24 protein-coding genes are annotated in these 25,236 nt (G+C 73.3%); 7 read left to right on the forward strand and 17 right to left on the reverse strand.

Annotated features, from left to right (window positions below; all coding sequences use genetic code 11):
- Positions 1 to 105: 105 nt before the first annotated feature.
- The gene (locus ACZ3HQ_RS25990; RefSeq protein ID WP_467514470.1) at positions 106 to 1,539 is read right to left on the reverse strand and encodes an aminotransferase-like domain-containing protein; all 1,434 of its coding nucleotides are present in this window, start codon (positions 1,537 to 1,539) and stop codon (positions 106 to 108) included.
- On the opposite strand from ACZ3HQ_RS25990, the gene ACZ3HQ_RS25995 reads away from it, so the two are divergent.
- Both ACZ3HQ_RS25995 and ACZ3HQ_RS26000 read left to right on the forward strand, forming a co-directional pair.
- Positions 1,538 to 2,449, forward strand: a complete 912-nt coding sequence (locus ACZ3HQ_RS25995) for a DMT family transporter (protein ID WP_467514472.1) — start codon at positions 1,538 to 1,540, stop codon at positions 2,447 to 2,449. The two genes, ACZ3HQ_RS25990 and ACZ3HQ_RS25995, sit on opposite strands and share 2 nt — an antisense overlap.
- A 19-nt stretch (positions 2,450 to 2,468) precedes the next feature.
- Complete coding sequence (locus ACZ3HQ_RS26000) at positions 2,469 to 2,666, forward strand: DUF1918 domain-containing protein (RefSeq protein WP_161149172.1); 198 nt, start codon at positions 2,469 to 2,471, stop codon at positions 2,664 to 2,666.
- Between the two features lie 40 nt (positions 2,667 to 2,706).
- Here ACZ3HQ_RS26000 and ACZ3HQ_RS26005 read toward each other — a convergent pair whose 3' ends face one another.
- Entirely contained in the window at positions 2,707 to 3,966 is a 1,260-nt protein-coding gene (locus tag ACZ3HQ_RS26005; RefSeq protein WP_467514474.1) for a glycoside hydrolase family 10-like protein, read from the reverse strand.
- Positions 3,967 to 4,135: 169 nt separating this feature from the next.
- Here ACZ3HQ_RS26005 and ACZ3HQ_RS26010 point away from each other — a divergent pair, with 169 nt between their 5' ends.
- A complete protein-coding gene (locus ACZ3HQ_RS26010) occupies positions 4,136 to 5,008 on the forward strand; it encodes a 3-hydroxybutyryl-CoA dehydrogenase (protein WP_467514475.1) in 873 nt (290 codons plus the stop codon).
- 257 nt (positions 5,009 to 5,265) lie between these two features.
- Positions 5,266 to 5,523, forward strand: a complete 258-nt coding sequence (locus tag ACZ3HQ_RS26015) for a hypothetical protein (protein WP_467514477.1) — start codon at positions 5,266 to 5,268, stop codon at positions 5,521 to 5,523.
- Here the strand turns inward: ACZ3HQ_RS26015 and ACZ3HQ_RS26020 are convergent.
- The 9 genes from ACZ3HQ_RS26020 to infC form a co-directional block, all read right to left on the reverse strand.
- Positions 5,517 to 6,056: an NUDIX hydrolase gene (locus tag ACZ3HQ_RS26020; protein WP_086691947.1), complete on the reverse strand. Its 540-nt coding sequence runs from the start codon at positions 6,054 to 6,056 to the stop codon at positions 5,517 to 5,519. The genes ACZ3HQ_RS26015 and ACZ3HQ_RS26020 overlap by 7 nt on opposite strands.
- Before the next feature lie 97 nt (positions 6,057 to 6,153).
- On the reverse strand, positions 6,154 to 7,494 hold the full coding sequence (locus tag ACZ3HQ_RS26025; protein ID WP_355198705.1) for a transcriptional regulator: 1,341 nt from the start codon (positions 7,492 to 7,494) through the stop codon (positions 6,154 to 6,156).
- Between the two features lie 392 nt (positions 7,495 to 7,886).
- Entirely contained in the window at positions 7,887 to 10,400 is a 2,514-nt protein-coding gene (gene pheT, locus ACZ3HQ_RS26030; protein ID WP_467514479.1) for a phenylalanine--tRNA ligase subunit beta, read from the reverse strand.
- Entirely contained in the window at positions 10,400 to 11,521 is a 1,122-nt protein-coding gene (pheS, locus tag ACZ3HQ_RS26035) for a phenylalanine--tRNA ligase subunit alpha (protein ID WP_467514481.1), read from the reverse strand. The genes pheT and pheS overlap by 1 nt, the downstream gene beginning before the upstream one ends.
- A 135-nt stretch (positions 11,522 to 11,656) precedes the next feature.
- Positions 11,657 to 12,772 carry a sensor histidine kinase gene (locus ACZ3HQ_RS26040; protein ID WP_467514483.1) on the reverse strand — a complete coding sequence of 372 codons (1,116 nt, stop codon included), beginning with the start codon at positions 12,770 to 12,772 and terminating at the stop codon, positions 11,657 to 11,659.
- A 51-nt stretch (positions 12,773 to 12,823) separates the two neighbouring features.
- Positions 12,824 to 13,684 carry a TrmH family RNA methyltransferase gene (locus ACZ3HQ_RS26045; protein ID WP_467514485.1) on the reverse strand — a complete coding sequence of 287 codons (861 nt, stop codon included), beginning with the start codon at positions 13,682 to 13,684 and terminating at the stop codon, positions 12,824 to 12,826.
- Positions 13,685 to 13,868: 184 nt separating this feature from the next.
- Positions 13,869 to 14,252: a 50S ribosomal protein L20 gene (gene rplT, locus ACZ3HQ_RS26050; protein WP_030812835.1), complete on the reverse strand. Its 384-nt coding sequence runs from the start codon at positions 14,250 to 14,252 to the stop codon at positions 13,869 to 13,871.
- A 105-nt stretch (positions 14,253 to 14,357) separates the two neighbouring features.
- Positions 14,358 to 14,552, reverse strand: coding sequence for a 50S ribosomal protein L35 (gene rpmI / locus ACZ3HQ_RS26055; RefSeq protein WP_018549118.1), 195 nt, complete (start codon positions 14,550 to 14,552; stop codon positions 14,358 to 14,360).
- A gap of 111 nt (positions 14,553 to 14,663) precedes the next feature.
- Positions 14,664 to 15,329: a translation initiation factor IF-3 gene (gene infC / locus ACZ3HQ_RS26060; RefSeq protein ID WP_467514769.1), complete on the reverse strand. Its 666-nt coding sequence runs from the start codon at positions 15,327 to 15,329 to the stop codon at positions 14,664 to 14,666.
- A gap of 411 nt (positions 15,330 to 15,740) precedes the next feature.
- On the opposite strand from infC, the gene ACZ3HQ_RS26065 reads away from it, so the two are divergent.
- Complete coding sequence (locus tag ACZ3HQ_RS26065; protein ID WP_030812829.1) at positions 15,741 to 16,097, forward strand: DUF1844 domain-containing protein; 357 nt, start codon at positions 15,741 to 15,743, stop codon at positions 16,095 to 16,097.
- Between the two features lie 3 nt (positions 16,098 to 16,100).
- Here ACZ3HQ_RS26065 and ACZ3HQ_RS26070 read toward each other — a convergent pair whose 3' ends face one another.
- Positions 16,101 to 16,832 (reverse strand): SseB family protein, encoded by a 732-nt coding sequence (locus ACZ3HQ_RS26070; protein WP_467514486.1) that lies wholly within the window; start codon positions 16,830 to 16,832, stop codon positions 16,101 to 16,103.
- Positions 16,833 to 16,883: 51 nt separating this feature from the next.
- On the opposite strand from ACZ3HQ_RS26070, the gene ACZ3HQ_RS26075 reads away from it, so the two are divergent.
- On the forward strand, positions 16,884 to 17,573 hold the full coding sequence (locus ACZ3HQ_RS26075) for a serine hydrolase (protein WP_467514488.1): 690 nt from the start codon (positions 16,884 to 16,886) through the stop codon (positions 17,571 to 17,573).
- A 229-nt stretch (positions 17,574 to 17,802) separates the two neighbouring features.
- Here the strand turns inward: ACZ3HQ_RS26075 and mycP are convergent, their stop codons facing one another.
- Positions 17,803 to 18,972: a type VII secretion-associated serine protease mycosin gene (gene mycP / locus ACZ3HQ_RS26080; RefSeq protein WP_467514491.1), complete on the reverse strand. Its 1,170-nt coding sequence runs from the start codon at positions 18,970 to 18,972 to the stop codon at positions 17,803 to 17,805.
- A complete protein-coding gene (locus ACZ3HQ_RS26085; RefSeq protein WP_467514493.1) occupies positions 18,969 to 20,156 on the reverse strand; it encodes a hypothetical protein in 1,188 nt (395 codons plus the stop codon). The genes mycP and ACZ3HQ_RS26085 overlap by 4 nt, the downstream gene beginning before the upstream one ends.
- A gap of 275 nt (positions 20,157 to 20,431) precedes the next feature.
- Between ACZ3HQ_RS26085 and ACZ3HQ_RS26090 the strand changes: the two genes are divergently transcribed.
- Entirely contained in the window at positions 20,432 to 21,634 is a 1,203-nt protein-coding gene (locus tag ACZ3HQ_RS26090; RefSeq protein ID WP_467514495.1) for an amino acid deaminase/aldolase, read from the forward strand.
- 7 nt (positions 21,635 to 21,641) lie between these two features.
- On the opposite strand, the gene ACZ3HQ_RS26095 is transcribed toward ACZ3HQ_RS26090, so the two are convergent.
- The 3 genes from ACZ3HQ_RS26095 to ACZ3HQ_RS26105 are packed head-to-tail and all read right to left on the reverse strand — an operon-like array spanning position 21,642 to position 25,088.
- On the reverse strand, positions 21,642 to 22,877 hold the full coding sequence (locus tag ACZ3HQ_RS26095; protein ID WP_467514498.1) for an HAD family hydrolase: 1,236 nt from the start codon (positions 22,875 to 22,877) through the stop codon (positions 21,642 to 21,644).
- 51 nt (positions 22,878 to 22,928) lie between these two features.
- On the reverse strand, positions 22,929 to 23,717 hold the full coding sequence (locus ACZ3HQ_RS26100) for a 3-oxoacyl-ACP reductase (RefSeq protein WP_467514499.1): 789 nt from the start codon (positions 23,715 to 23,717) through the stop codon (positions 22,929 to 22,931).
- Positions 23,718 to 25,088, reverse strand: a complete 1,371-nt coding sequence (locus tag ACZ3HQ_RS26105; RefSeq protein WP_467514500.1) for an aldehyde dehydrogenase family protein — start codon at positions 25,086 to 25,088, stop codon at positions 23,718 to 23,720. It abuts the gene before it with no gap.
- Positions 25,089 to 25,236 lie beyond the last annotated feature (148 nt).

Consider the following 25,236-nt stretch of genomic DNA (forward strand, 5'->3'; position numbering starts at 1 on the left):
GACGGGGGCCGGTCAAGAGTCCTCACCCCGGCCGTCGCGAGCGTGACCGGAAAACACCGCCCCTGCTGTCTCAACACCCTTATTTCGCATGCGACTTGGCGGACTTCATCGCACTTCGTCCCACGCCGACCGCAGCCGCCGCACCCCCTCCGCGATCTCCCCCGTGCTCGCTACGGCGGCGAAGCTCAACCGGATGTGCGCCGCCGGGGGTTCGGCGCTGAAGTAGGGCCGGCCGGGCGTGACGGAGATTCCCGCGCGCAACGCGGCGGCGGTCAGCGCGGACTCCGTGACCCCCTCGGGCAGCCGGAGCCAGAGGTGGAAGCCGCCGAACGGGATGTGCGGCAGGGCCAGTTCGGGCAGGTGCAGCCCGAGCGCCCCCGTCATCGTCTCCCGGCGCACCGCCAACTCGGCGGACAGCGACCGTAGATGGCGCGGCCAGGCCGGTGAGCCGACGAGTTCGAGTGCCGCTTCCTGGAGGGGCCGGGGCACGAAGAAGCTGTCCACGACCTGGATGGCGCGCAGGCGTTCCAGCACCGGCCCGCGCGCGGCGAGGGCGGCCACCCGGAAGCTGGGCGAGGTCGCCTTGGTGAGCGAGCCGACGTGCACCACGACGCCGTCCGGGTCGTCCGCCGCCAGCGGCCGGGGCAGCGGGGGCGCGTCGGCGTGCGCGAGACGGCGTACGAAGTCGTCCTCGATGACGAAGGCGCCCGAGGCGCGGGCGATGCGCAGCACCTCGGCACGCCGGTCGGGGGCGAGCACGGCGCCGGTCGGGTTCTGGAACAGGGGCTGGCAGACGAAGACGCGGGCGCCGGTGGCGCGGAAGGCGTCGGCCAGCAGGTCGGTGCGTACGCCGTCGGCGTCGACCGGCACCGGTACGGGCCTGAGGCCCGCCGCGCGGGCGAGGTCCAGCATGCCGGGGTAGGTGGGCGACTCGACCAGGACCGGCGCGCCGGGTGGGGCGAGCGCGCGCAGCGCGGTGGCGAGCGCGGACTGGCCCCCGGCCGCGACGAGTACCTCGGCGGCGGTGACGGACCCGCCGATGCCGCGCGCGAACCACTCCCGCAGCTCGGGCAGCCCCTCCAGCGGCGGACGCCCCCAGGCACCGGGCCGCCGTCCGGCGCGGGCGAGCGCGGCGGCCATGGCCTGCTCGGGCTGGAGGCCGGGGTGCGGGTAACCGCCGCTCAGCTCCAGCACGCCGGGCGGCGGCGCGGGCAGCGACACCATCACCCCGGAGGCGTCCACGGTGCGGGGTACGACGTCCCCCGCGGCGTCGGCGCTCAGCGCGACCTCCTGCCAGGAGGTGTCCCCGGCGGGCGGCGGCGCGGCACGCGGCCCGGCACGGAAGGCGCCCGCGCCGGGCCGGGTGACGACGAGCCCCTCGGCGGCGAGCTGGGCCAGCGCCCGCGAGACGGTCACCGGGCTGACCCGGAACCGCTCGACCAGCGCACGGCTGGACGGGAGCTTTCCACCAGGTGAGTAGCGGTCCAGCTCCCTCCGCAACCGTTCCGCCAGTTCCCGCACACTGCTACGCTCGTTCATGAGAGCACAGAGTAGCGCTACCGATACGACCGCGATAACAGTCGACGCCCCCCGCGAGCCCCTCCTCGTGGGCACCGGCCAGGCGGCCCTCGGCGTGATCGCCTTCTCCCTCACCTTCCCCGCCACCGCCTGGGGGCTGGAGAGCTTCGGCCCCTGGTCGCTCGTGGCGGTCCGGGGTGTCCTCGCGGCCCTGGTCGCGGGCGCCTGCCTGCTGCTCCTGCGAATACCGCTGCCCGCCGCCCGCCATCTGCCGGGGCTCGCGACGGTCGGGATCGGGACGGTGCTGGGCTTCCCGCTGCTGACCACGCTGGCGCTCCAGACCTCCACCACGGCGCATGCGGCCGTCGTCGTGGGCCTGCTGCCCCTGACCACCGCCGCGGTGTCCGCCCTGCGCACCGGCGTACGCCCCTCGCGCCGCTTCTGGACGGCCGCGCTGGTCGGCGCCGCGGCCGTAGTCGCGTTCACGGTCACCCAGAGCGGCGGCGCCCTGACCAGGGCGGACGTCTATCTCTTCGGTGCCCTGCTGGTGTGCGCGGCCGGATACACCGAGGGCGGGCGGCTGGCGCGGGTGATGCCGGGCTGGCAGGTCATCGGCTGGGCGCTGGTGCTGTGCCTGCCGCTGAGCGCGCTCGGCACCGCGCTGGCTCTCGGCCACGAGCCGGTGCGGCTCACCGCGCACGGGATCGCCGGGGTGCTCTGGGTCGCGGTGGGCTCGCAGTTCCTCGGGCTGCTCCTGTGGTACCGGGGCATGGCGGCCGTCGGCATCCCGCGGGCCAGCCAGTTGCAGTTGGCCCAGCCCCTGCTCACACTGGTGTGGTCGGCACTGCTATTGGGCGAGCACGTCCCCGCGGCGGCACCGCTGACCGCGCTCGCCGTGCTCGTGTGCATCGCCGTCACCCAACGGTCGTGACCGTGAGGAGGGCCCGACAATGCGCGCGTCCAAGGGCGATCACCTGGTCCAGCACGGACGAGTGGTCGGCCAGCACGATCAGGTCACCGAAGTGGTGGAAGTGATTGGCGAGGAGGGCGAACCGCCCTACCGCGTCCGCTTCGAGGACGGGCACGAGGCCATCATGTCGCCCGGCCCGGACTGCCAGGTCCGCCACCACGAGGACGAGACGAAGTAACCGGAGCACACGGACAACCCGGAGCACACGGACAACGGGGTCAGCGCGGGGGTCTCGCCGGCCGGCGGTAGTGGTCGGCGACCACCCGTGCCATCGCGCCCAGCGGGTCGCGGGCCACGTCCTGGGCGGCGAAGAACACATGCCCGCGCACCTGCGGATATTCATCGGCCAGGGTGAGATGCCGGGACAGTTCGGCGGGGTCCTGCCAGGCGGGGGGCCGCCCCGCCGCGCCCGGCTTGTACAGCGCCTCCCCCACGTACAGCCGGGTCCGGGTGCCCGCGGCCTCGGCCGCCCACCAGTCGAGGAGCTTGGCGTAGTCGGCGGCGGGGAAGCCGATGTTCCAGTAGATCTGCGGGACGATGTAGTCGATCCAGTGCTCACGGACCCACTTCCGGGTGTCCGCGTACAGGTCGTCGTACGTCTGCACGCCCGCCTGGGTGTCGGAGCCGCGCGGGTCGGTCGCCGCGTTGCGCCAGACGCCGAAGGGGCTGATCCCGAAGCGGGTGCCGGGCCGCACCCGCCGGATGTCCGCCGCGACCTCCCGCACCAGCCGGTCGATGTTGTCGCGCCGCCAGGCGGCCCGGTCGGGGAAACCGCCGCCGTACGCGTCGTAGGCCGCGTCGTCGTCGAAGGTCTGCCCGGCCACCGGGTACGGGTAGAAGTAGTCGTCGAAGTGCACGGCGTCCACCGGGTACGCGGCGACCGCGTCCAGCATGGCCAGCCGGACGAAGCGCCGGACCTCGGGCAGGCCGGGGTTGTAGTACAGCTTGCCGCCGTAGGGCACCACCCACTCCGGATGGAGCCGCGCCGGGTGGTCCGGGGTGAGCCGGCCGGGGTCGGTGTGGTTGGCGATGCGGTACGGGTTGAACCAGGCGTGCAGTTCCAGGCCGCGCGCGTGGGCCTCGCGCACGGCGGTGCCCAGCGGGTCCCACGCGGGGTCGCGGCCCTGGGTGCCGGTCAGGTACTGCGACCAGGGCTCGTACGGCGAGGGCCACAGGGCGTCGGCGGTCGGGCGCACCTGGAAGATCACGGTGTTCAGCCGGCCGGCCACCGCCCGGTCCAGATGCGCGATCAGCTCGGCCCGCTGCTCCTCGGGCGGGAGCCCCGGCCGCGAGGGCCAGTCCCGGTTGGCGACGGTGGCGAGCCAGACGCCGCGCATCTCCCGGCGGTGCCGCCCGGAGGCGTACGCCGGGGCGCTCCCGGCGGCAGTCGTCAGAGCGGCCAGCGCGCCCAGCGCGAGCGTCCGCCGCGAGACGGCCCCCGCCCCCGCACGCGCCCCGGTCACCGCGCGGTCCGCCATCGGTACCTCCCACACGCTCCGAGTCCGCCCCGTGACGGATCGTCCCGGAGGCACGGCTTGTCCCTACCCCGTCGATCGATCATCGATACTTGGCGGTAACGTGCACGATCGGAGCAGGCACCGAAACCGGACGCCCTGCACGAGCCGGAGAACCAGCGAAGGGGACGATGTGACGGACTTCCGAGCCGGAGACATCTCGCGCGTCGGAGTCGTGGGCTGCGGCCAGATGGGCGCGGGCATCGCCGAGGTGTGCGCACGCGCGGGACTGGACGTGAGGGTCGCCGAGACCACCGGCGACGCCCTGGAGTACGGCCGTACCCGGCTGCACAACTCCCTGGCCAAGGCGGCCGAGCGCGGCAAGATCAGCGAGGAGGAGCGCGACGCGGCCCTCTCCCGGCTGAGCTTCACCACGGACCTGGGCGAGTTCGCCGACCGCGATCTGGTGATCGAGGCCGTGGTGGAGAACGAGCAGGTGAAGACGGAGATCTTCCAGGTGCTCGACCAGGTGGTGACCCGCCCGGACGCGATCCTGGCCTCCAACACCTCCTCCATCCCCCTGGTCAAGCTGGCGGTCGCCACCTCGCGCCCCGACCACGTGATCGGCATCCACTTCTTCAACCCGGCCCCGGTGCAGAACCTGGTCGAGCTGATCCCGGCCCTCACCACCTCCGAGGGCACGCTCAGCCGGGCGCAGATCTTCGCCGAGAAGACGCTGGGCAAGCACGCCATCCGCGCGCAGGACCGCTCCGGCTTCGTCGTCAACGCGCTGCTGGTGCCCTACCTGCTCTCCGCGATCCGCATGTTCGAGTCCGGTATCGCGAGCCGCGAGGACATCGACAACGGCATGGAGATGGGCTGCGCCCACCCGATGGGCCCCCTGAAGCTCTCCGACCTCATCGGCCTCGACACGATCGTGTCGATCGCCAACTCCATGTACGGGGAGTACAAGGAGCCCCTGTACGCCGCTCCCCCGCTGCTCCAGCGCATGGTCGAGGCGGGCCGGCTGGGCCGGAAGTCGGGCTCGGGCTTCTACTCGTACTGAGCGAAGTATGGAGCGATCGCATACGCGTTGATCGCATACGTGTGGATCGCACACGTGTGGCTCGCACACGTGCTGACCGCACATGGACCCGGCACTCAGATGGGTGCCGGGTCCATGTGTTTCACACTCCGTGTGCGCCGGGGGCTCGCATATGCCGCTCGCACACACTCCCCACGGGCCCACCAGGGCGGTTGACTCTGCATGCGCATGCAAGGGATGCGGAGTCGTCCCGTCCGACCACGGAAAGGAGTGGACCCGTGACCGTCGAACCGGAGCAGGCCGTGGTTCACGGAGAACTGGCCGAGTTACGCCGCCGCCTCGATGTCGCCTACGCGCGCGTCGAAGGCGGGCTGGCACTGCTCAGCCACCGTACCGAGGAGACCGCCAAGGAGCTGGACGAGCTGAACTTGCGGGTGAAGTCCCTCGAACACGCCCGTTGGCCACTGACCTCGGTGGCCGCGCTCACCGCCCTGGGGGCGCTCGCCGTCGCCGTCTGGCAGGCGCTGGCTCACTGACCGTCGGCGAGCCGGAGATGGTGCAGCAGGAGTAACGCGGCCGCCATGTTGGCGGCCGGGACCTCCCCACGGGCGATCATGTCGGGGACGAGCTTGAGCGGGACCCATTCACGGCGGTCCGACTCGAAGTCGTCCACGGGGTGACCGGTGTACTCACCCTGGTCGGACCAGTAGACGTGGTGCCGGGCGTCGGTGAGGCCGTTGGACGGCTCCACACTCATCAGGTGGTGCAGAGGCCCCGGCCGCCAGCCGGTCTCCTCCTCCAGTTCGCGCGCGGCCGCGGTCATGATGTCCTCGCCGTCCTCCACGACCCCCGCGGCCAGTTCCCAGCCCCAGCTATCGGTGATGAAGCGGTGCCGCCACAGCAGCAGGACCTCGTTGGCCTCGTTGACCACCGTGGCGACGGCGACCGGACGGAGCCGGATCAGGAAATGGTCCAGATGTGAGCCGTTGGGCAGCTCCACATCCGCCAGATTGACGCTGAACCAGCGGTTCGCGTACACAGTTTGTTCGTTCTGTTTCGTCCACTGCACGGTTCTGCCACCTTCCGCCGAGTAAGTGGCAATATCGCAGCAGGGACTCTTCCCGGCCCACAGGGCGCTCGCTACAGCAGCGCGCGCCCCCCGCCCGCTACAGCGGGACGCGCAGCGCGCCGTCGATCAGTTCCGCCGCGTCCGCGGTACCGGCCGAGCCGCAGCGCACCAGGTACTCGCGCACCGCCCGGAGCCGGTCGCGCAGCCGCTGGGACTCCATGCCGCGCGCCTGCTCAGCCATCTGCACGGCGGTCGCCACCGCCTTGTCGGCATTGCCCTGCCGCAGCTCGATCGTGCTCAGCATCGCCAGCCGGTGCACCCGGCCGCGGTCGTGCGCCGGGGTGTCCACGGCCGCCGCCGCGTGCTCCCGCGCGGCCGACAGCTCCCCGAGGCTCAGCAGCGCCTCGGCCACCTGGACGTTGACCAGACCCGGCTGCACATATCCCGTCTCGTCGGGCTCGGTGCCCGGGCGGATCTGCCCGGCCGCCGACTCCGCCCGCCGGATGCACGACAGCGCGCCGCCCCCGTCGCCGAGGTGCGCGTACGCCTTGGCCTGCATCGCGTACAGGTCGGAGGCGAGCGCCGGGGTGATGTGCCGGCCCGCCGTACGCAGCGCGGCCTCCGCGAAGGCGACCGCCTGCCGGTACTCCCGCATGAACAGCGACTGGTTGACCAGCAGCGCTATCACGTACGCGCCGAGCCCCCGGTCCCCGCTCGCCTTCGCCAGCCGGAGCGCCTGGTGGAAGTAGCGCTGGGCCAGGCCATGCGCGTCGGAGTCGTAGGCGCAGATACCCGCGATGGCCACCAACCCGCCCGTCGCGCGGTGCAGTTGGCGGCCGGTGTCGTCGGGGTAGCTGCCGCGCAGCAGGGGTGCGGCCTCGGCGTTGAGGAAGCCGACGATGCGAGTGCGGGTCGCGACCCCGCCGGTCTTGCGGTACATCTGCTCGTAGTGGGCGCGGGCGGCCCGCAGGGTGCCGATGTCGGCCTCGGTGACCCGGAGTTGGCCGCCGCGCGAGACGTCGACGTCCTCCGGCGGGTTCTCCCACTCCCACACCGGCATCACCGCGGGCGTACCGGTGACCGCGGGGGCGCCCAGGACATGCGGGCGCTGCTGTTCGTCGGAACGCCACAGCGCGGTGGCCCGCTCCACGAAACCGGAGAGCGAGCCGGCGTGCGCGGTGGCCGGTTCACCCGGTACGCCGAGACCGATGTCGTCCAGCGTGACCGGGCGCCGTAACCGCCCCGCGAGCACCTCGCAGATCAGATCCGGCACCTGGCCTCTGGGCCGCTGGCCCTTCAGCCACCGGGCGACGGCGGTGTGTTCGTATCTGAGGGCGAGTCCCCGGCGGCGGCCCGCCTGGTTGACGTGGGCGGCGAGCCCGGCGTGCGAGATCCCCGCCTCGTCCAGGATCGCGTCGAGCAGAGTGTTGGGCTGCATGGTGGCCCCCCGAGTGGCGTGGTGCCGTAAGCGTAGTGCGAACGGGTTCACACGGGGTGTGAACGGAGTGCGCGCATCCGCACCCCGCGCGCACTGTCCGGCGCGCGGGCCGGACCGCTTCACTTGGGTCCCCGCCTCACCAGAGGCGGGCCGGGCCGCCCGCTCCCCCTCACAAGGCGGCGGTCCGGCCGAGCGCCCCCGGGCGTCGGGCGGAGCCCCGCACTCCCGCCGCCGCGCGGAACCGGTACCGCGTCGCCGGTACGGCCCTTCGGCCACCGGCCCGCGTTCGCGCGGCGGCGGCCGGGCACCCGGCCCGGCGGGCGCCGGGAACGGCGCCGGCCGGCCACGGATCGAGTCCGTGACCGGCCGGTGCCTTCAGGCTCTCGCGGGGGTCAGCCGCGCAGCTCCGCGCCCGTGCGCTCGCCAGCCAGGGCGACCGCGGCGTCCCGCGCGGCGGACGCCTCGTCCACGGTCAGCGTGCGGTCGCCGGCCCGGAAGCGCAGCGCGTACGCCAGGGACTTGCGGCCCTCGCCGAGCTGCTCCGGGTTCTCGTAGACGTCGAACAGCCGGATGGACTCCAGCAGTTCGCCCGCGCCCTCGCGCAGCGCGGCCTCGACGTCGGCGGCGGGCACCGGCTTGTCGACGACCAGCGCGACGTCCTGTGTGGCGACCGGGAAGGTCGAGATACGGGGCGCCTGCGGGGTGTCGTCGCCGGCCTTCTCCAGGGCGTCCACGTCGACCTCCATCGCCGAGGTGCGCTCGGGCAGTCCGAGGGCCTTGAGCACGCGCGGGTGGAGTTCGCCCGCGTGGCCGACGACGCGCTCGGCGCCGTCCACCACGACCGCCAGCTCGGCGCAGCGGCCGGGGTGCCAGGGGCCGTACTGGGCCTTGCGCACGATCAGCTCGGCGCCCGCCTCGCGGGCGACCGTCCGGGCGGCCTCGACGGCGTCCGCCCAGTCGGCCGGGCGGCCGTTGCCCCACCAGCCGGCCTGCTCGCGGGCCCCGGTGAGGACGACGGCCGCGTGGCGCGGCTGCTCGGGCAGCGCGGCGTCCAGGCGGGCGATCTCCTCGTCGGTGGGCCGGCGGTCGACCGGCAGGTGCCCGGCGACGGCGGTGGTCTCGCGCGGCAGGAAGACCAGGCCGGTCTCGAAGAGCGCCAGGTCGTGCGAGCCCCGGCCGTCGTTGCGGCGCAGCGCGCCCAGCAGGCCGGGCAGCAGCGTGGTGCGGAGCGCGGGCTCCTCGTCGCTGAGCGGGTTGGCCAGCCTGACCACGCGGCGGGCCGGGTCGTCGGCGTCGAGACCGAGCTGGTCGAAGACCTGCTCGGCGACGAACGGGTAGTTCGGCGCCTCGACGTAGCCCGCGCCGGCCAGGGCGCGGCCGATCCGGCGGTGCAGCCGCTGCCGGTGGGTCAGGCCGCGGCCGGAGGTGGGCCTGGGCAGCGTGGAGGGCAGGTTCTCGTAGCCCTCCAGCCGGATGACCTCCTCCGCCAGGTCGTTCGGCTCGGTGAGGTCGGGCCGCCAGGACGGGACAGTGACGATCAGCTCGTCCTGGCCATAAACATCGCAGCCGATCTCCTGAAGGCGGCGGACGACGGTCTCGCGGCCGTAGGTGACGCCCGCGACCTTGTCCGGGTGGTCGGCCGGGAGTGCGATCGTGCGCGGCGCGGACGGCGCGATGATCTCGGTGACGCCGGCCTCGGCGGTGCCGCCCGCGAGCAGCACCAGCAGGTCCACGGTGCGCTGCGCGGCAGCGGCGGCGGCCTCGGGGTCGACCCCGCGCTCGAAGCGGCGGGACGCCTCCGAGGACAGCTTGTGGCGGCGGGCCGTACGCGCGACGGAGACGGCGTTGAAGTGGGCCGCCTCCACCACGACGTCGGAGGTTGAGCGCTCGGTGTCGTCGTGGTCGGCGATCTCCGTGTTCGCGCCGCCCATGACACCGGCCAGGCCGATCGGGCCGCGCTCGTCGGTGATGACGAGGTCCTCGGCGTGCAGCGTGCGCTCGACCCCGTCGAGGGTGCGCAGCTTCTCGCCCTCCTCGGCGCGGCGGACCCCGAGGGCGCCCTGGACCGAGGTGCGGTCGTAGGCGTGCAGGGGCTGGCCCAGCTCCATCATCACGTAGTTGGTGACGTCCACGGCCAGCGAGACCGGGCGCATGCCGACCTTCTGCAGGCGGCGGCGCAGCCAGATCGGGGACCGCGCCTCGGGGCTGAGCCCGGTGACGGTGCGGGCGGTGAAGCGGTCGCAGCCCATCGGGTCGGAGACCTTCACCGGGTAGCCGTAGGCGTTCGGCGCGGGCACGTCGATGAGGGCCGGGTCGCGCAGCGGCAGGCCGTAGGCGATGGCGGTCTCACGGGCGACGCCGCGGATGGACAGGCAGTCGCCGCGGTTGGCGGTGACGGCGATGTCCAGGACCTCGTCGACCAGCTCCAGGAGCTCGATGGCGTCCTTGCCGGTCTCGGTCTCCGGCGGCAGCACGATGATGCCGTGCGTGCCGTCGTCGCCCATGCCCAGCTCGTCGGTGGAGCAGATCATGCCGTGCGAGGTCTTGCCGTACGTCTTGCGGGCGGCGATGGCGAAGTCGCCGGGCAGCACCGCGCCGGGCAGGACCACGACGACCTTGTCGCCGACCGCGAAGTTCCGGGCGCCGCAGACGATCTCCTGCGGCTCACCGGTGCCGTTGGCGGTGCCGACGTCGACCGTGCAGAAGCGGATCGGCTTCTTGAAGCCCTCCAGCTCCTCGATCGTCAGCACCTGGCCGACGACGAGGGGACCCTTCAGGCCGGCGCCGAGCTGCTCGACGGTCTCGACCTCGAGGCCGGAGTCGATGAGCTTGGCCTGTACGTCACGGCCGGTCTCGGACTCCGGCAGGTCGACGTACTCCCGCAGCCAGGAAAGCGGGACACGCATCAGATCTCCATCCCGAACGGCCGGGTGAACCGGACGTCACCCTCGACCATGTCTCGCATGTCTTCGACGTTGTGGCGGAACATCAGCATCCGCTCGATGCCGAACCCGAAGGCGAACCCGCTGTACTTCTCCGGGTCGACGCCGCAGGCGGTCAGCACCTTGGGGTTGACCATGCCGCAGCCGCCCAGCTCGATCCAGCCCTCGCTGGAGCAGGTGCGGCAGGGCCGGTCGGGGTTGCCGACGGACGCGCCGCGGCAGACGTAACACACCATGTCCATCTCGGCGGACGGCTCGGTGAACGGGAAGAAGTTCGGCCGCAGCCGGGTCTTCATGTCCGGGCCGAACAGCGCCTGGACCATGTGGTCCAGGGTGCCCTTGAGGTCGGCCATGGTCAGGCCCTCGTCCACGGCGAGCAGCTCGACCTGGTGGAAGACCGGGGTGTGCGTGGCGTCCAGCTCGTCGGTGCGGTACACGCGGCCGGGGCAGATCACGTAGACCGGCGGCTCGCGGTCCAGCAGGGAGCGGATCTGCACGGGCGAGGTGTGGGTGCGCAGCACGACACCGGACTCGGTGCCGCCCTTCTCACCGCGGACGAAGAAGGTGTCGGCCTCGCCGCGCGCGGGGTGGTCGGGGCCGATGTTGAGCGCGTCGAAGTTGAACCACTCGGCCTCGGCCTCGGGGCCCTCGGCGACCTCGTAGCCCATGGCCACGAAGACGTCCTCGATGCGCTCCGACAGCGTGGTCAGCGGGTGCCGGGCACCGGCGGGGACGCGGTCGTACGGCAGGGTGACGTCGACGTCCTCCTCGACCAGCACGCGGGCGTCCCGCTCAGCCTCCAGCTCCGCCTGGCGGGCGGCCAGCGCCTTGTTGACCGCGCCGCGGGCCATGCCGACCCGCTTGCCGGCGTCGGCCTTGGCGTGCGGGGGCAGGGCGCCGATCTCGCGGTTGGCGAGGGACAGCGGGGAGGCCGGGCCGGTGTGGGCGACCTTGGCCTCGTGGAGCGCGTCGAGGGAGTCCGCGGCACCGAAGGCGGCGAGCGCCTCGTCCCGCATACGCTCGATCTCTTCCGGTTTCAACGCCTCGACCTCGACAGGGTCGTACGACTTATTCGGTGCCGACATCTCTTCCCGTGCTTCCGATTGGGTGGCTGGTGGTCCCGTCACCGCCCGAAGGGGTCCCGGCGGGCCGCGTGCGGACACAAAGGTGCCAAGGGCCGAGTCTAACGGGGACGGGCTGGGCGAATGGCCCGCGGGCGGCTAGGCCAGGTAGGCCGGGGCGCTCACGGGCAACGTAAATCGGAACTGCGCGCCGCCGCCGGGGGCGCGGCCGACCGTGATGGTGCCGCCGTGGGCCTCGACGATGCCCTTGACGATGTAGAGCCCGAGGCCGGTGCCACCGCGCTTGCTGCCCCGCCAGAAGCGGGTGAAGACGCGGTTCATGGACTCCTCCGGGATGCCGGGCCCCTCGTCGCTCACCGTGACCGACGTGCCTGTCTCCTCGCCCTCGCGCGGGGAAGGGGCGGGCCTGACGTCGATCGTGACAGTTCCGGCGCCGTGGCGCACCGCGTTTTCCAGCAGGTTGCTGAGCACCTGGTCGACCTTGTCGGGGTCGGCCCACAGGGCGGGCAGCGGGTGCTCGACGCGGAGCAGGAAGCGGTCTGCGGGCTGGCCCGCGGCGACATGGGCCTGGATGTGCCGGCCGACGGCGGCGGCGGTGTCGACGGGCTGGCGGCGCACCTCCAGCCGGCCGCTGTCGATGCGGGAGATGTCGAGGAGCTCGGCGATGAGCCGGGTGACCCGGTCGGCGTCGGCGTCCACGGTCTCCAGCATCAGCCGCTTCTGCTCGTCGGTGAACCGCTCCCACTTGGCCAGCAGGGTCGCGGTGAACCCCTTCACGGAGGTGAGCGGGGAGCGCAGTTCGTGCGCGACGGTGGCGATCAGCTCGGCGTGGCTGCGCTCGGTGCGGCGCCGGGCCTCGGTGTCCCGGAGGGTGACGACCAGGCGGCGCAGCGGGCCGAGGGGTTCGTCGCGTACGTAGCGGGCGGCCACCAGGACCTCGCGGCCGCCGGGCAGCAGCAGGTTCCGCTCGGGCTGGCGGACCCGGATGGCGAGGCCGCCGTAGGGGTCGGTGAGCTGCCACCAGCGGCGCCCTTCGAGGTCCTCCAGCGGCAGCGCCTTCTCCAGCGGCCGGCCGAGGGCGTCGGCGGGGCTGACGGCGGTGATCCGGGCGGCTGCGGCGTTGAACCGTACGACCCGGCCGTGCTCGTCGGCGACGACGAGCCCGTCGGGGAGCTGGTCGGGGTCGATCGCGTCGGCGGGAAACGCGCGCACGTCCCGCCCGTCCGGCGCCGCACTCGTGCCGACCACACTCATCCCCGTACCCCACCTCTCAGCCTGCGCAGGGCCCCCGAGTGGGTCACCCTACTAGCTCCCGGTGACGGAACGGCAGCCTCCGGTAGCGCGCTGGGCGCGCGCCGACGCGTAGAGGCATACGGCCGCGGCGGTGGCGAGGTTCAGGCTCTCGGCCTTGCCGTGGATGGGGACGCTGACGACGGCGTCGGCCAGGGCGCGGGTCTCCTCCGGCAGTCCCCACGCCTCGTTGCCGAACACCCAGGCGGTGGGGTCGCCCATGGCGCCCTTGTCCAGCTCCTCGTCGAGGTCGCGGTCCCCGGCGCCGTCGGCGGCGAGGATGCGCACCCCGGCGTCCTTGAGCCCCTGCACGGCCTGCTCCACGGGGACGCCCATGGCGACGGGCAGATGGAACAGGGAGCCGACGGAGGCGCGTACGGCCTTGGGGTTGTACAGGTCCACGGAGGCGTCGGTGAGGATCACCGCGTCGGCACCGGCGGCGTCCGCGCAGCGCAGTACGGTGCCCGCGTTGCCGGGGTCGCGGACGTGCGCGAGGACGGCGACCAGCTTCGGGCGGGCGGCGAGGATGTCCTCGAACGGGGTGTCCAGGAAGCGGCAGACGCCGACGACACCCTGCGGGGTGACGGTGGTGGAGATGTCGGCGATGACCTCCTCGTCGGCGAGGTGCACCCGGGCGCCCGCCGCGCGTGCCGCGGCGATGATGTCGGCGTACCGCTCCGCGGCCTCGACCGTGGCGAACAGCTCCACCAGCGTGGACTCGCCCCCCACCCGGTGCCCGGCGGCCTCCCGGACGGCCTGCGGCCCCTCCGCGAGGAACAGCCGCTCCTTCCCCCGGAAATTCCGCCTCCCCAGCCGCCGCGCGGCACTCACCCGCGCGGACCGGGGAGAGATCAACTCAGGGTTGCCGGAGCCCATGTTCCTCATCACCTTCAACCGAATCCCAACAGCAAGCGGTGTCGTTCAGGGGCGCGGGGAACTGCGCGACCAGCCACGAGGGACCCGCACCCGACGGCACACGCACCGCCCGCCCCAACAACAGGACCCGCAAGCAAAATAGCCTGCGGGTCCTGGAAACAACCGGCTCAAAGCCAGCGCAGCGTCACGCGGCCTTCGGCGCGTTCACGTCCGCCGGGAGCGCCTTCTGGGCGACCTCGACGAGCGCCGCGAACGCGGTGCCGTCGTTGACGGCCAGCTCGGCCAGGATCTTGCGGTCGACCTCGATGTTCGCGGCCTTCAGACCCTGGATGAAGCGGTTGTAGGTGATGCCGTTGGCGCGGGCAGCGGCGTTGATCCGCTGGATCCAGAGCTGACGGAAGTCACCCTTGCGCTTCTTGCGGTCGTTGTAGTTGTAGACCAGCGAGTGGGTGACCTGCTCCTTGGCCTTGCGGTACAGGCGCGAGCGCTGACCACGGTAGCCGGAAGCCTGCTCGAGGATCGCCCGGCGCTTCTTGTGGGCGTTGACTGCCCGCTTGACGCGTGCCACTTGTTAACTCCTTGTAGCGGGGCCGGTGAGTGGACTCGGACTCACACGACCCGAAAACGATTGGGTCCCGGTGTCGACGTACGGCGCGCTAGGGGCGCCGCGACGTCACTTGCCGAGAAGCTTCTTGATCTTCGCGGCGTCGCCCGGAGCCATCTCGGCGGTGCCGGTGAGGCGGCGCGTCACGCGGGACGACTTGTGCTCGAGCAGGTGGCGCTTGCCGGCGCGCTCACGGAGCACCTTGCCGGAGCCGGTGACCTTGAAGCGCTTGCTGGCACCGCTGTGCGACTTGTTCTTCGGCATAGCGCCGTTCTCTCCTCGTCGGTGGCGCTCCGGTGCCCGGTCGTGAAACCGGGCACGGTGGAGCGTCGCTCTCTTATCGGTTGGTTCCGTCGGGACTCGCGTCCCTCGGGATCACGCCTCGGCGGGAGCCTCGGCAGGGGCCTCGGCGATCGCGTCCTCCACGATGCCGTCGTTCTCCGCGGCGTTCTGCGAGCGGCCGGGGTTGGCCTTCGCGTCGGCCTTGCGGGCCTCCTGCGCCTGGCGGGCCTCGGCCATCGCCTCGGTCTTCTTCTTGTGCGGACCGAGGACCATGATCATGTTTCGGCCGTCCTGCTTCGGGTTCGACTCGACGAACCCGAGGTCCTGGACATCCTCCGCGAGACGCTGGAGCAGTCGGTAGCCCAGCTCGGGGCGGGACTGCTCACGGCCACGGAACATGATCGTGATCTTGACCTTGTCGCCCTGCTTGAGGAACCGGACGACGTGACCCTTCTTGGTGTCGTAGTCGTGCGGGTCGATCTTCGGCCGGAGCTTCATCTCCTTGATGACCGTGTGCGCCTGGTTCTTGCGCGCCTCACGGGCCTTCATGGCCGACTCGTACTTGAACTTCCCGTAGTCCATGAGCTTGCACACGGGCGGACGGGCGTTCGCCGCGACCTCGACCAGGTCCAGGTCGTACTCCTGCGCAAGCTCCAGTGCCTTGGCCAGGGGGACGATGCCCACCTGCTCGCCACTGGGACCGACAAGTCGCACCTCGGGAACGCGAATCCGGTCGTTGATGCGGGGCTCGGCGCTGATGGATCCTCCTCGGTAGCACCACGCGACGGTCTGGCGGACAGCCGCGTAACGTCTGTATCAGTAAGACCTAACCGCGCCGAAGCACAAAAAATGCCCCGGACGATCACAGGCGGGGCTCCTCGAACTACCGGAACACCGCCGCGATGGTCGCGGGGCGCGCTCTCGGACGGTGTCCGACGCCTGGGCGACGAATCCGTCTGACCGGTGACCCGCCGCCCGTGAGGGTGGTCGGGTGGGAGCTCGAAGCCTCCACTTGTGGGCCGGAGTGCTCGCCGCGTGGGCGTACTCGTCCGGCCGGTCGTTACACCAGGTTAGCAGGAGCGGCACGCCACCGCTAATCCCGTGTCTCCCGGCCGGGCGGGCCGGGGTCCGGTCGGGAAGCGCCGGGGACCGGCGCCTATCGTGTGGGGTATGAGTGAGACCTCCCCTGAGACCCCCGACTTCGACGCCATGACCCGCGACATCGCCGAGGTCCCCGCCGTCGAGGTGATCGTGACGGTCGCCGTCAACCTGATGAGCGCCGCCGCCGTGAAGCTCGGGCTGAGCGAGGAGGGCGAGAAGTACAAGGACCTGGACGAGGCCCGCAAGCTGATCAGCGCCCTCGCCGGCCTGCTGGACGCGAGCACGACCGAGATCAGCTCCTTCCACGCGGCCCCGCTGCGGGACGGCCTGAAGTCGCTCCAGCTCGCCTTCCGCGAGGCGTCCCTCGTCCCGGACGAGCCCGGCCAGGGCCCCGGTGAGAAGTACACCGGGGCGGTCTACGGCTAGTCGTCAGCTTCGGACGTACAAGGGCTCGCCCGGAGGGGTGGTCCCGGCCGGCAGGAGTGCCAGGTCGAGGCCGCGCACCAGGCGGGCCCTCAGCGTTTCGTCGGCGGCCAGCCGCTCGGCGACCGCGCGGGCGGCCCGGGCGGGGGCGGCGGCCGGGTCGAGGACGAGCGCGAGGGTGCCGTCCGCCTCGCCGGGACCCAGGTGGGCGGAGCGCACGGCGGGCTCGGCGGCGACGGCCGCGCGGACGGCGGCCACCACGGCCGGGTCGGTGAGCGGGTCCACGCTGGTACGGCCTTCGGCCAGCGCGAGCAGCGCGGGTCCGGTCAGCTCGAACGGCACCGGACCGGCGAGGTCCAGTACGACCGTGTCGGCCTTCTCGTGGGCGGCGGCCTGGAGCGCCTGGTGCAGCGGTACGGCGACCGGCCGGGCGGCGGGGTCCCAGCGGGCCAGCGACGCGGTGGAGGTGAAGGCGGGCAGCGCGGTGCGCCCGGCTGCCTTGAGCGTGGGAACGGCCATGTCACTGGTCTTCTCCCGGCGCAGCCCCTTCTCGTCCACCTCGGCCTCACCGAGCACGGCGACGACGGGCACGAGCAGCCGGGCGCCCTTCAGCGCCTCCAGCACGGGTCCGAGCGCCGTGCGGTCCTCGGCCCAGGCCGTGAGGGCGGCGCTCAGCCGGGGGTCGGCGGAGCCGTCGTCGTCGGAGAACCCGGAGTCGGGAATGTTCTTGTTCGCCACGGTCCCGACCCTATCGGGGCCGGTACGGGGCCGAGCCGACGGGAGGCGTCGATGGAACCGCTGAGGGTGGAGGTGCCCGAGGGGGCCCGGCTGTCGGTGGGGGTGCTCGATCCGGGTTCCGGGCGCAGCGCGGTGCACGGCGACGGCTCGTACGACGCGGCGAGCGTGGTCAAGGTCGGCATCCTGGCCGCGCTGCTGCTCGCCGCCCAGGACGCGGACCGGGCCCTGACGGCGGCGGAGCGGGAGCGGGCAGCGCGGATGATCTGCCGCAGCGACAACGACTCCGCGACCGCCCTCTGGCACGGCATCGGCGGCGCCCCCGGCCTGGACGCGGCCCACCGCCGCCTCGGCCTCACCGCGACGGTGGGCGGCACGGGCGGCTACTGGGGCCTCACCCGGACCACCGCGCAGGACCAACTGACGCTGCTCCAGCACGTGTTCACCCCCTCCTCCGTCCTGGCCCCGGCCTCGCGCGCGTATCTGGCCGCGCTGATGGCCTCGGTGGTCCCGGAGCAGCGGTGGGGCGTCTCCGCGGTGGGCCCCGGCGCCCTGAAGAACGGCTGGTTCCCCCGCGACGCGACCGGCCGCTGGGTCGTCCACAGCATCGGCCGGGCGTCCGGCCCGGACGGCGCCCGCCTCCTGGCGGTCCTCACCGAGGGCACGGCCGGCCGTACGGAGGGGGTGGCGCTGGTGGAGAGGGCGGCATGCGCGGCGGTACGGGCGTTCACCGACCCGGCCTGATCAGCCGCCGGCACCACAGGGCAACCGGGGGCGCGCCGAGGCCGGCCGGCTGAGGGCGGCGGGGGCGATCGCGGTGTGCGGCAGGCGCGCGGGAGTCCCGCTCCCCGGCGAGCAGCGGTGGGGCCGCTCGTCGTACCTGCGCAGACGCGCCCTCGGCGCGACCGGCCGGCGTCAGCCGGCAGGCCGGCCGGTGGCGGTGAGCGGCGGCGGGCGCGCGGCCCCCGTGTGATCAGCCCGGCGTGCCCGGCCGGCGGTTGCGGCGGATCAGGGTGGCGGCCGCGATCAGGAGCGCGGTGCCGGTGGTGCCCGCGAGCCAGGCGGGCCAGCCGGGGCCGGAGGTGCCGGAGTGGGGGGTGTCGGGGCCGGGGCCGAAGTACTTCTTGCCGTAGGTGGCGGGGTGCGGGTTCTCCGGCTTGAGGTCCGGGGCGGCCTTCAGGGCGGCGGCCGGGTCGATCATGCCGAAGCCCCGGGAGTCGTCGCGGCCGCCCGTGGGGGCGTCCCGCGCGGTGTCCTCCAGCACCTTCTTGATCTGGGCCGGGGTCAGCTTCGGGCGGTCGGCCTTGAGCAGGGCCGCCGCGCCGGAGACGAAGGCGGAGGCGGCCGAGGTGCCCCAGCCCTCGTAGTAGCGGTGGTCGGGGTCGGCGATGACGACGTCGACACCGGGCGCGCTGACGGCGGCGTACCAGCGGCGGGTGGAGAAGGAGGCGCGGGTGCCGTAGCGGTCGACCGCCGTGACCGCGATGACGCCGGGGTAGGCGGCCGGGTAGGAGACGTGGTCGCCCTTGTCGCCGCCGTTGCCCGCGGAGGCGACCACCACGACGCCCTTGCCGAGGGCGTACTGCACGGCCTCGTCCTCGCCGGCCTCGGGGTGCGCGGAGTCGGAGTCGTCGCCGAGGGAGAGGTTGATGACGTCGGCGCCGTGGTCGGCGGCCCAGCGGATGCCGTCCGCGAGGGCGTTGCCCCGGGTGACGCGGGCCTTGGAGCGGGCGGGGTCCTTGTCCTCCAGGATGACCCGTACGGGGAGGATCTTGGCCTTGGGCGCGACGCCCATGATCCCGGCATCGCCGCCCGGCCCGTGCCCGTGACCGGCGATGATCCCGGCCATGGCGGTGCCGTGCCGGGCCCAGGCGCGGTCACCTGGTCCGGCGCCGAAGCCGACCATGTCCCTGCCGGGCAGGACGTTGCCCGCGAGGTCGGGGTGGTCGTCCTCCACGCCGGTGTCGAGCACGGCCACGGTGACACCCTGCCCCTGGGTGGTGCGCCACGCCTGGTCGAGGTGGAGCGCGGACAGCCCCCACTGCTGGGCGCGGATGGAGTCGGCGTGGGCGGCGGTGGCCGGGAGCAGGGCGAGGCCGGCCGCGAGCAGCAGGCTGGACGCGGTGCGGGTGCGGCGCCTCATGACGGTGTCTCCGTGGCCGGGCTGACGGTCTGGCGGAGCTTGCGCTGGATGCGGTCGGCGAGTCCCTGGGCCTCGTTGCCGAGTCCGGCCTGCGCGGGTGCGGAGGTGGCGCCGGAGCGTACGGCGTCCGGGGCGGGCTGCGGGGTGTCGACGGTGCGGCCGTCGGCCCAGCCGGAGACGGCGAAGGCGACGATGGGGGCGTCGGTGAGGACGCTGACCGTCCAGCTCGCGCGCTGCTTTGCGCCGAACCCGGCGGCGGGGGTGCCCTTGGCGGCGTACGGCAGGGGCAGCAGGTCGGTGCGCCGGTCCAGGCGCTCGGTGCGGAAGCGTGCGGCGAGCCCGGCCATCGCGGCGGGGTCGGCCTTGGTGAACAGCAGGCCCACGGTGGTGACATGGGTCTCGGTGGCGTCCATGTACGTGGCGCGCAGCAGGCGGGCGCAGCCGACGGGGGCGAGGGCGCGCGCCAGCAGGGGGTCGAAGGCTCCCGCGCACCCGGTGTCGGGGGCCACGGCGATCCTGGTCCAGCTCCGGTCGGCTCCGCCGGGACCGGCGCCGGTGCCCTTCACGGTGGGCGGGAAGAGCTGGTCGACGGGCACGTTGTGCCAGAGCGCCCCGGCGGCCGTGAACCCGCTGTCGGCGGCGCGGTCGCCGTCCTCGCCGGTGAGCCAACTCCCGGCCAGCGCACCGCCGATGAGGCCGAGCCCGAGCACGACGCAGACGGCGGTGACACCGGTGCGGGTGCGCAGCCGGGCCAGCGGGCCGAGGCCGCGCACGGGTTCCTCGTACGGCTCGGGCTGGCCGAACGCGCCGACCGGCCAGGGGGCGTTCCAGGAGAGAGCGGGGTCGGGCGCGGGCGCCGGGCTCCAGGCGGGCGGGGGCGGCACCGGGGCGGCGGGCGGCACGGGCCGCAGCCGGGCGGTGGTCTCCGTGGGCGTCTCGGCCGGGGTGCGGGCCGGCGGGGCGTCGGGGAAGCGGGCGGAGGCCGGCGGGGGCGGCGGAGGCGTGGTGAGCCGGGCCTCGGGGACCGGCGGCCTGGTCTCACGGGGCCGTTCGCGGGGGCGGCGCGGGGCGAACACCGAGGGCTCGTCCTCGGCCGGGGGCGTGTCCGGTGCGGCCCCGGCGGCGGGCGCGGGGTCGTCGGCGGGGCGCGGAGGGAACGGGGCGCGGCGCGCTTCCGTGCTCATGCACCCCCCGTTTCCTGGCGACCGGGCCGACAGCTCGTACGCGGGCCGTCCCTGCCGGGGCGGCCGCGGCCCGTCGGACGAGTTCCGTCCGGGCACGCATACCCGTACGGCTGTACCGGCATCCCGGTTCAGCGCTGCGGCCGGGTGTTTTCCGCCGTACGTGCGCGTCACTTTACGGGTTCCGGGACGCCGGGACGGAACCGGCCGAGGACGCCGGGGCATCTGCCCGGAACATCCCCCTACCCTCGGGTAATCGCGTCTGGCAGGCTGCCGTCATGACTGCGCGTGCCGCCGACCGGGCCCGGTACGACCGGGCCACCGCCGCCTACGAAGCCCCGCTCGCCCTCGTGGATCTGGCCGCCTTCGACGCCAACGCGGCCGATCTCGTGCGCCGGGCGAACGGCAAACCGATCCGGGTCGCCTCCAAGTCGGTCCGCTGCCGGGCCCTGCTGGAACGGGTGCTGGCGCGGGAGGGCTTCGCCGGGATCATGTCGTTCACGCTGGCCGAGTCGCTGTGGCTGGCGCGCTCCGGCTTCGACGACGTGCTGCTGGCCTACCCGTCCGCCGACCGGGCGGGGTACGCCGAGCTGGCCGCCGATCCCAAGCTGGCCGCCTCGGTCACGGTGATGGTGGACGACGTGGCCCAGCTCGACCTGATCGACGCCTCCCGCGCGGGCGGGCGTGAAGTGGTGCGGGTCTGCCTGGAGTTGGACACCTCGCTGCGGCTGTTCGGCGGCCGGGTGAGGGTGGGCGCCCGCCGCTCCCCGCTGCACTCCCCCGCCCGACTGGCCGAGCTGGCCCGGTCGGTGGCCCGGCGGCCGGGGTTCCGGCTGGTGGGGATCATGGGGTACGAGGGGCATGTGGCCGGGGTCGGGGACGCGGTGGCCGGGCGTCCGGTGCGCTCGCGGGCGGTCCGGCTGATGCAGGCGGCGGCCCGGCGGGAGCTGGCCGAGCGGCGCGGGGCGGCCGTACGGGCGGTGCGGGCGGTGGCGCCGGAGCTGGAGTTCGTCAACGGCGGCGGCACGGGCAGTGTGCAGCACACGGCGGCCGAGGACTGCGTGACGGAGATCGCGGCCGGTTCGGGGCTGTACGTGCCCCGGCTGTTCGACAACTACACGTCGTTCACGGGCCGTCCGGCCGCCCTGTTCGCGCTGCCCGTGGTCCGGCGGCCCGGCGTGGGCGCGGTGACGGTGCTGGGCGGCGGCTATCCGGCGTCGGGTGCGGCGGGCCCGGACCGGCTGCCGGTGCCGTATCTGCCTCAGGGGCTGCGCTTCGACCCGCAGGAGGGTGCCGGGGAGGTGCAGACCCCGCTGCTGGGCTCGCCCGCCGACGATCTGCTGATCGGCGACAAGGTGTGGTTCCGGCACGCCAAGGCGGGCGAGCTGTGCGAGCGGTTCGACGTGCTGCACCTGGTGGAGGGGGACACGGTCACGGCGACCGTGCCCACCTACCGGGGTGAGGGGCACACGTTCCTCTGACGGCCCCTCAGTAGACCGTGTCCGCCTGGTCCGGGACCACCGAGCCGTCCGGGCGGAGCACCGGCGTGCGGCGGCCGTCCGGGGCGTTGTAGGCGGTGGTGGAGCAGGGGTACGGGTCGGTCCTGCGGGGCAGCGGCTCGATGAACATCGGGTTGATCACCCAGCGGCCGTCGGAGTCGTCGTAGGCCCGGCACATCAGCTCGGCCTTGTTGCGGTTGAGGACCAGGTGGGCGCCGGTGGCGTCGGAGACGAAGGTGACGTCGGTGTCCGCGTCGCCGCCGCCCAAGGCGATCCGGTTCTTCCAGGACTGCTTCTGCCAGGCGGCCGGGCCGCGGATACCGTAGATGTCCTGGTTGATCCAGCACCGCTTGCCGTCGATGTACGGGATGACATCGCCCTTGTTCACGCCGGTCCCGCCGCAGCCCTCGTTGCGGGTGGTGATGCGGCCGCGGTGGTCGAGGACGGAGCGGATGGCGATGGTGTGCGCGGCGTCGACGCCGACCCCGCGCGACCAGACCTCGGTGACCGGTTCGGAGCCGGCCGAGACGATGTACACCCGGAATCCGGCCCGCTGGAGGGTGCGGATGAGGTCACGCTGCTGGTCGTAGTAGCGGACGTAGGCCGGGACGGTGTGGGTGCCCAGGGTGCGGGTGGCGCCGATGGGCGCGGCCAGCGCCTCGGTGCGGGCGGCGGCCGCGTACGAGGAGAGCTGGGCGGGGGTGCGGCCCGCGAAGAGCTGGGGCACCCAGGCGTACTGCGGGACGGTGCGCCGGTGGTTCCAGGTGCCCGCGAAGGCGGCGGCGCCGCTCATCGTGGTGCCCTTCTCCCGGATCTCCACGATCTCGTCGGTGCACTTCGGGCGGTCGGAGGTGCGCAGGGAGCCGCCCGCGCCGGTGCCGCAGGCGGCGGTGAGCGCCCGGTCCCCGGCGTCGGTCATCCAGGCGCTGGTGTCCTTCCAGCGGGCGGGCCGGGGCAGCGCGTCGTGGCGCAGGGCCCAGGAGAGGGTGGCGTCGGTGACGTCGTTCTTGGTGATCGTGTTGTCCCAGTCGAACGCGGCGACCGCGCCGCGGTGTCCGGAACAGGTGCCGTGGCTGTCGATGACCTGTTGCAGGTGCGCGCGGTTGTCGCCGTACCAACTGGTGCTCAACTTAGGGCACTTGGTGTCGGCTGCCGCCGCGGTGGGGGCCGGCGCGGCCGCGAGGGCGGCGGCCGCGGCGAGGGACCAGGCGAGTAGCTGTCGCATGGGACGGGGACCGTACACCTTTCGTCGGGAGGGGGGTGGGGTACGCGCCGACTAGAGCGGGGTGACGTACGCGCCGGAGATACCGCCGTCGACCAGGAAGTCGGTGGCGTTGACGAAGGAGGCGTCGTCGCTGGCGAGGAAGGCGACGGCGGCGGCGATCTCGTCGGCCCGCGCGAACCGGCCCAGCGGGATGTGCACCAGGCGGCGGGCGGCCCGCTCGGGGTCGGCGGCGAACAGCTCCTGGAGCAGCGGGGTGTCGACCGGGCCGGGGCACAGCGCGTTGACCCGGATGCCCTCGCGGGCGAACTGCACCCCGAGTTCGCGGGACATGGCGAGCACCCCGCCCTTGGAGGCGGTGTAGGAGATCTGGGAGGTGGCCGCGCCCATCCGGGCCACGAAGGAGGCGGTGTTGATGATGGAACCCCGGCCCTGGCGCCGCATGTAGGGCAGCGCGGCCTTGCAGCACAGGTAGACGGAGGTGAGGTTGACCTCCTGCACCCGCTTCCACGCCTCCAGGCCGGTCTCCAGGATGGAGTCGTCGTCGGGCGGGGAGATGCCGGCGTTGTTGAAGGCGATGTCGACGCTGCCGTAGGTGTCGTGGGCGGCCTTGAACAGCGCCTCGACCTGGTCGGGGTCGGTGACGTCCGTCTTCACGAACAGTCCGCCCACCTCCTCGGCGGCGGCCTTGCCGCTGGTCTCGTCGATGTCGGCGCAGACCACACGGGCGCCCTCGGCGGCGAGCCTGCGGACGGTGGCCAGTCCGATGCCGCTGCCGGCTCCGGTGACGACGGCGGTGCGGCCGACCAGGCGGCGGCAGACGGGAGCTTCGATCTCGGTCACTTAGGCGTGCCCCTCCGTGCTGAGGAAGACGTTCTTGGTCTCGGTGAAGGCGGTCAGGGCGTCCGGGCCGAGTTCACGGCCGAGTCCGGACTGCTTGAAGCCGCCGAACGGGGTCCAGTAGCGGACGCTGGAGTGGGAGTTGACGGACAGGTTGCCGGCGCGGACGGCCCCGGAGACGCGCAGGGCTCGGCCGAGGTCGCGGGTCCAGATGGAGCCGGAGAGCCCGTAGGGGGTGTCGTTGGCGAGCCGGATCGCGTCCTGCTCGTCGGTGAAGGGCAGCAGGACGGCGACGGGCCCGAAGATCTCCTCGCGGGCGGCCGGGCTGTCGGGGGCCACGTCGGTGAGCACGGTCGGCGGGAACCAGTGGCCGGGTCCGTCGGGGGCGGTGCCGCGCAGGGCGGGAGCGTCGTCGGGGACGTAGGAGCGGACGCGGTCGAGCTGGGCGCGGGAGATCAGCGGGCCCATCTGCGTCTTCTCGTCGGCCGGGTCGCCGACGACCACGGCGGCGAGGGCGTCCGCGAGGTGGGCGCGGGCCTCGTCGTAGACCTCGCGCTGGACCAGGACGCGAGTGCGTGCGCAGCAGTCCTGGCCGGCGTTGTCGAGGAAGGAGAAGGGGTCGAGGGCGGCCTTGAGGTCGGCGTCGGCGAAGACGATGTTGGGGCTCTTGCCGCCGAGTTCGAGGGTGACCGGCTTGAGCAGGCGGGCGCAGCGCTCCGCGACCTCGTGTCCGGTGCGGGTGGAGCCGGTGAACACGATCTTGGCGATGTCCGGGTGCTCGACCAGCGCGCGTCCGGCGGTGTGGCCGTGGCCGGGGAGCACCTGGAAGAGGTGCTCGGGCAGGCCCGCCTCCAGGGCGAGTTCGGCGAGGCGGAGCGCGGTGAGCGGGGTGGTCTCGGCGGGCTTGAGAACGACGGCGTTGCCCGCGGCGAGCGCCGGGAAGGAGCCCCAGGCGGCGATGGGCATCGGGAAGTTCCAGGGGGCGATGACGCCGACCACGCCGAGAGGTTCGTGGAAGGTGACGTTCCAGCCGCCGGGGGCCGGGATCTGGCTGCCGGTCAGCCGTTCGGCGCCGCCGGCCGCGTAGAGCAGCAGGTCGCGGGCGTTGCCGGCCTCCCAGCGGGCGTTGCCGAGGGTGTGGCCGGCCTCGCGGACCTCCAGCAGGGCCAGTTCGTCGGTGTGCGCGTCGACGGTGTCGGCGAAGCGGCGGAGCAGCCGGGCGCGGTCGGCGGGGGCGAGGGCGGCCCAGGCGCGCTGGGCGGGGACGGCACGGGCGACGGCGGCGGCGATGTCCTCGGCGCTCGCGGCGGGGACGGTGGCGAGGGTCTCCTCGGTGGCCGGGTTGACCACGTGGAGTTCGTGCGGGTCCGTCAAGGGGGTGTCACCTTTCACGGGCGTTCACAGGTGTTCGCGGGTTCACAGGTGTTCGCAGGTTCACGGGTGTTCGCAGGTTCACGGGTGTTCGCGGGTTCACGGGTGTTCGCGGGTTCACGGGCGTTCACACACGGTGAGCTGTTCACAG

Source organism: Streptomyces sp. NPDC018263 (assembly GCF_055562575.1).

What these genes read in the sequence shown, in the direction of transcription:
- ACZ3HQ_RS26000 (WP_161149172.1), top strand. Translation starts at nt 2,469, where the DNA reads ATGCGCGCGTCCAAGGGCGATCACCTGGTCCAGCACGGACGAGTGGTC.
- ACZ3HQ_RS25990 (WP_467514470.1), bottom strand. Translation starts at nt 1,539, where the DNA reads ATGAACGAGCGTAGCAGTGTGCGGGAACTGGCGGAACGGTTGCGGAGG.
- ACZ3HQ_RS26005 (WP_467514474.1), bottom strand. Translation starts at nt 3,966, where the DNA reads ATGGCGGACCGCGCGGTGACCGGGGCGCGTGCGGGGGCGGGGGCCGTC.
- pheS (WP_467514481.1), bottom strand. Translation starts at nt 11,521, where the DNA reads ATGTCGGCACCGAATAAGTCGTACGACCCTGTCGAGGTCGAGGCGTTG.
- pheT (WP_467514479.1), bottom strand. Translation starts at nt 10,400, where the DNA reads ATGCGTGTCCCGCTTTCCTGGCTGCGGGAGTACGTCGACCTGCCGGAG.
- ACZ3HQ_RS26085 (WP_467514493.1), bottom strand. Translation starts at nt 20,156, where the DNA reads ATGAGCACGGAAGCGCGCCGCGCCCCGTTCCCTCCGCGCCCCGCCGAC.
- rpmI (WP_018549118.1), bottom strand. Translation starts at nt 14,552, where the DNA reads ATGCCGAAGAACAAGTCGCACAGCGGTGCCAGCAAGCGCTTCAAGGTC.
- ACZ3HQ_RS26075 (WP_467514488.1), top strand. Translation starts at nt 16,884, where the DNA reads ATGGAACCGCTGAGGGTGGAGGTGCCCGAGGGGGCCCGGCTGTCGGTG.
- ACZ3HQ_RS26065 (WP_030812829.1), top strand. Translation starts at nt 15,741, where the DNA reads ATGAGTGAGACCTCCCCTGAGACCCCCGACTTCGACGCCATGACCCGC.
- ACZ3HQ_RS26045 (WP_467514485.1), bottom strand. Translation starts at nt 13,684, where the DNA reads ATGGGCTCCGGCAACCCTGAGTTGATCTCTCCCCGGTCCGCGCGGGTG.
- ACZ3HQ_RS25995 (WP_467514472.1), top strand. Translation starts at nt 1,538, where the DNA reads ATGAGAGCACAGAGTAGCGCTACCGATACGACCGCGATAACAGTCGAC.
- ACZ3HQ_RS26090 (WP_467514495.1), top strand. Translation starts at nt 20,432, where the DNA reads ATGACTGCGCGTGCCGCCGACCGGGCCCGGTACGACCGGGCCACCGCC.
- ACZ3HQ_RS26025 (WP_355198705.1), bottom strand. Translation starts at nt 7,494, where the DNA reads ATGCAGCCCAACACTCTGCTCGACGCGATCCTGGACGAGGCGGGGATC.
- mycP (WP_467514491.1), bottom strand. Translation starts at nt 18,972, where the DNA reads ATGAGGCGCCGCACCCGCACCGCGTCCAGCCTGCTGCTCGCGGCCGGC.
- ACZ3HQ_RS26040 (WP_467514483.1), bottom strand. Translation starts at nt 12,772, where the DNA reads ATGAGTGTGGTCGGCACGAGTGCGGCGCCGGACGGGCGGGACGTGCGC.
- ACZ3HQ_RS26095 (WP_467514498.1), bottom strand. Translation starts at nt 22,877, where the DNA reads ATGCGACAGCTACTCGCCTGGTCCCTCGCCGCGGCCGCCGCCCTCGCG.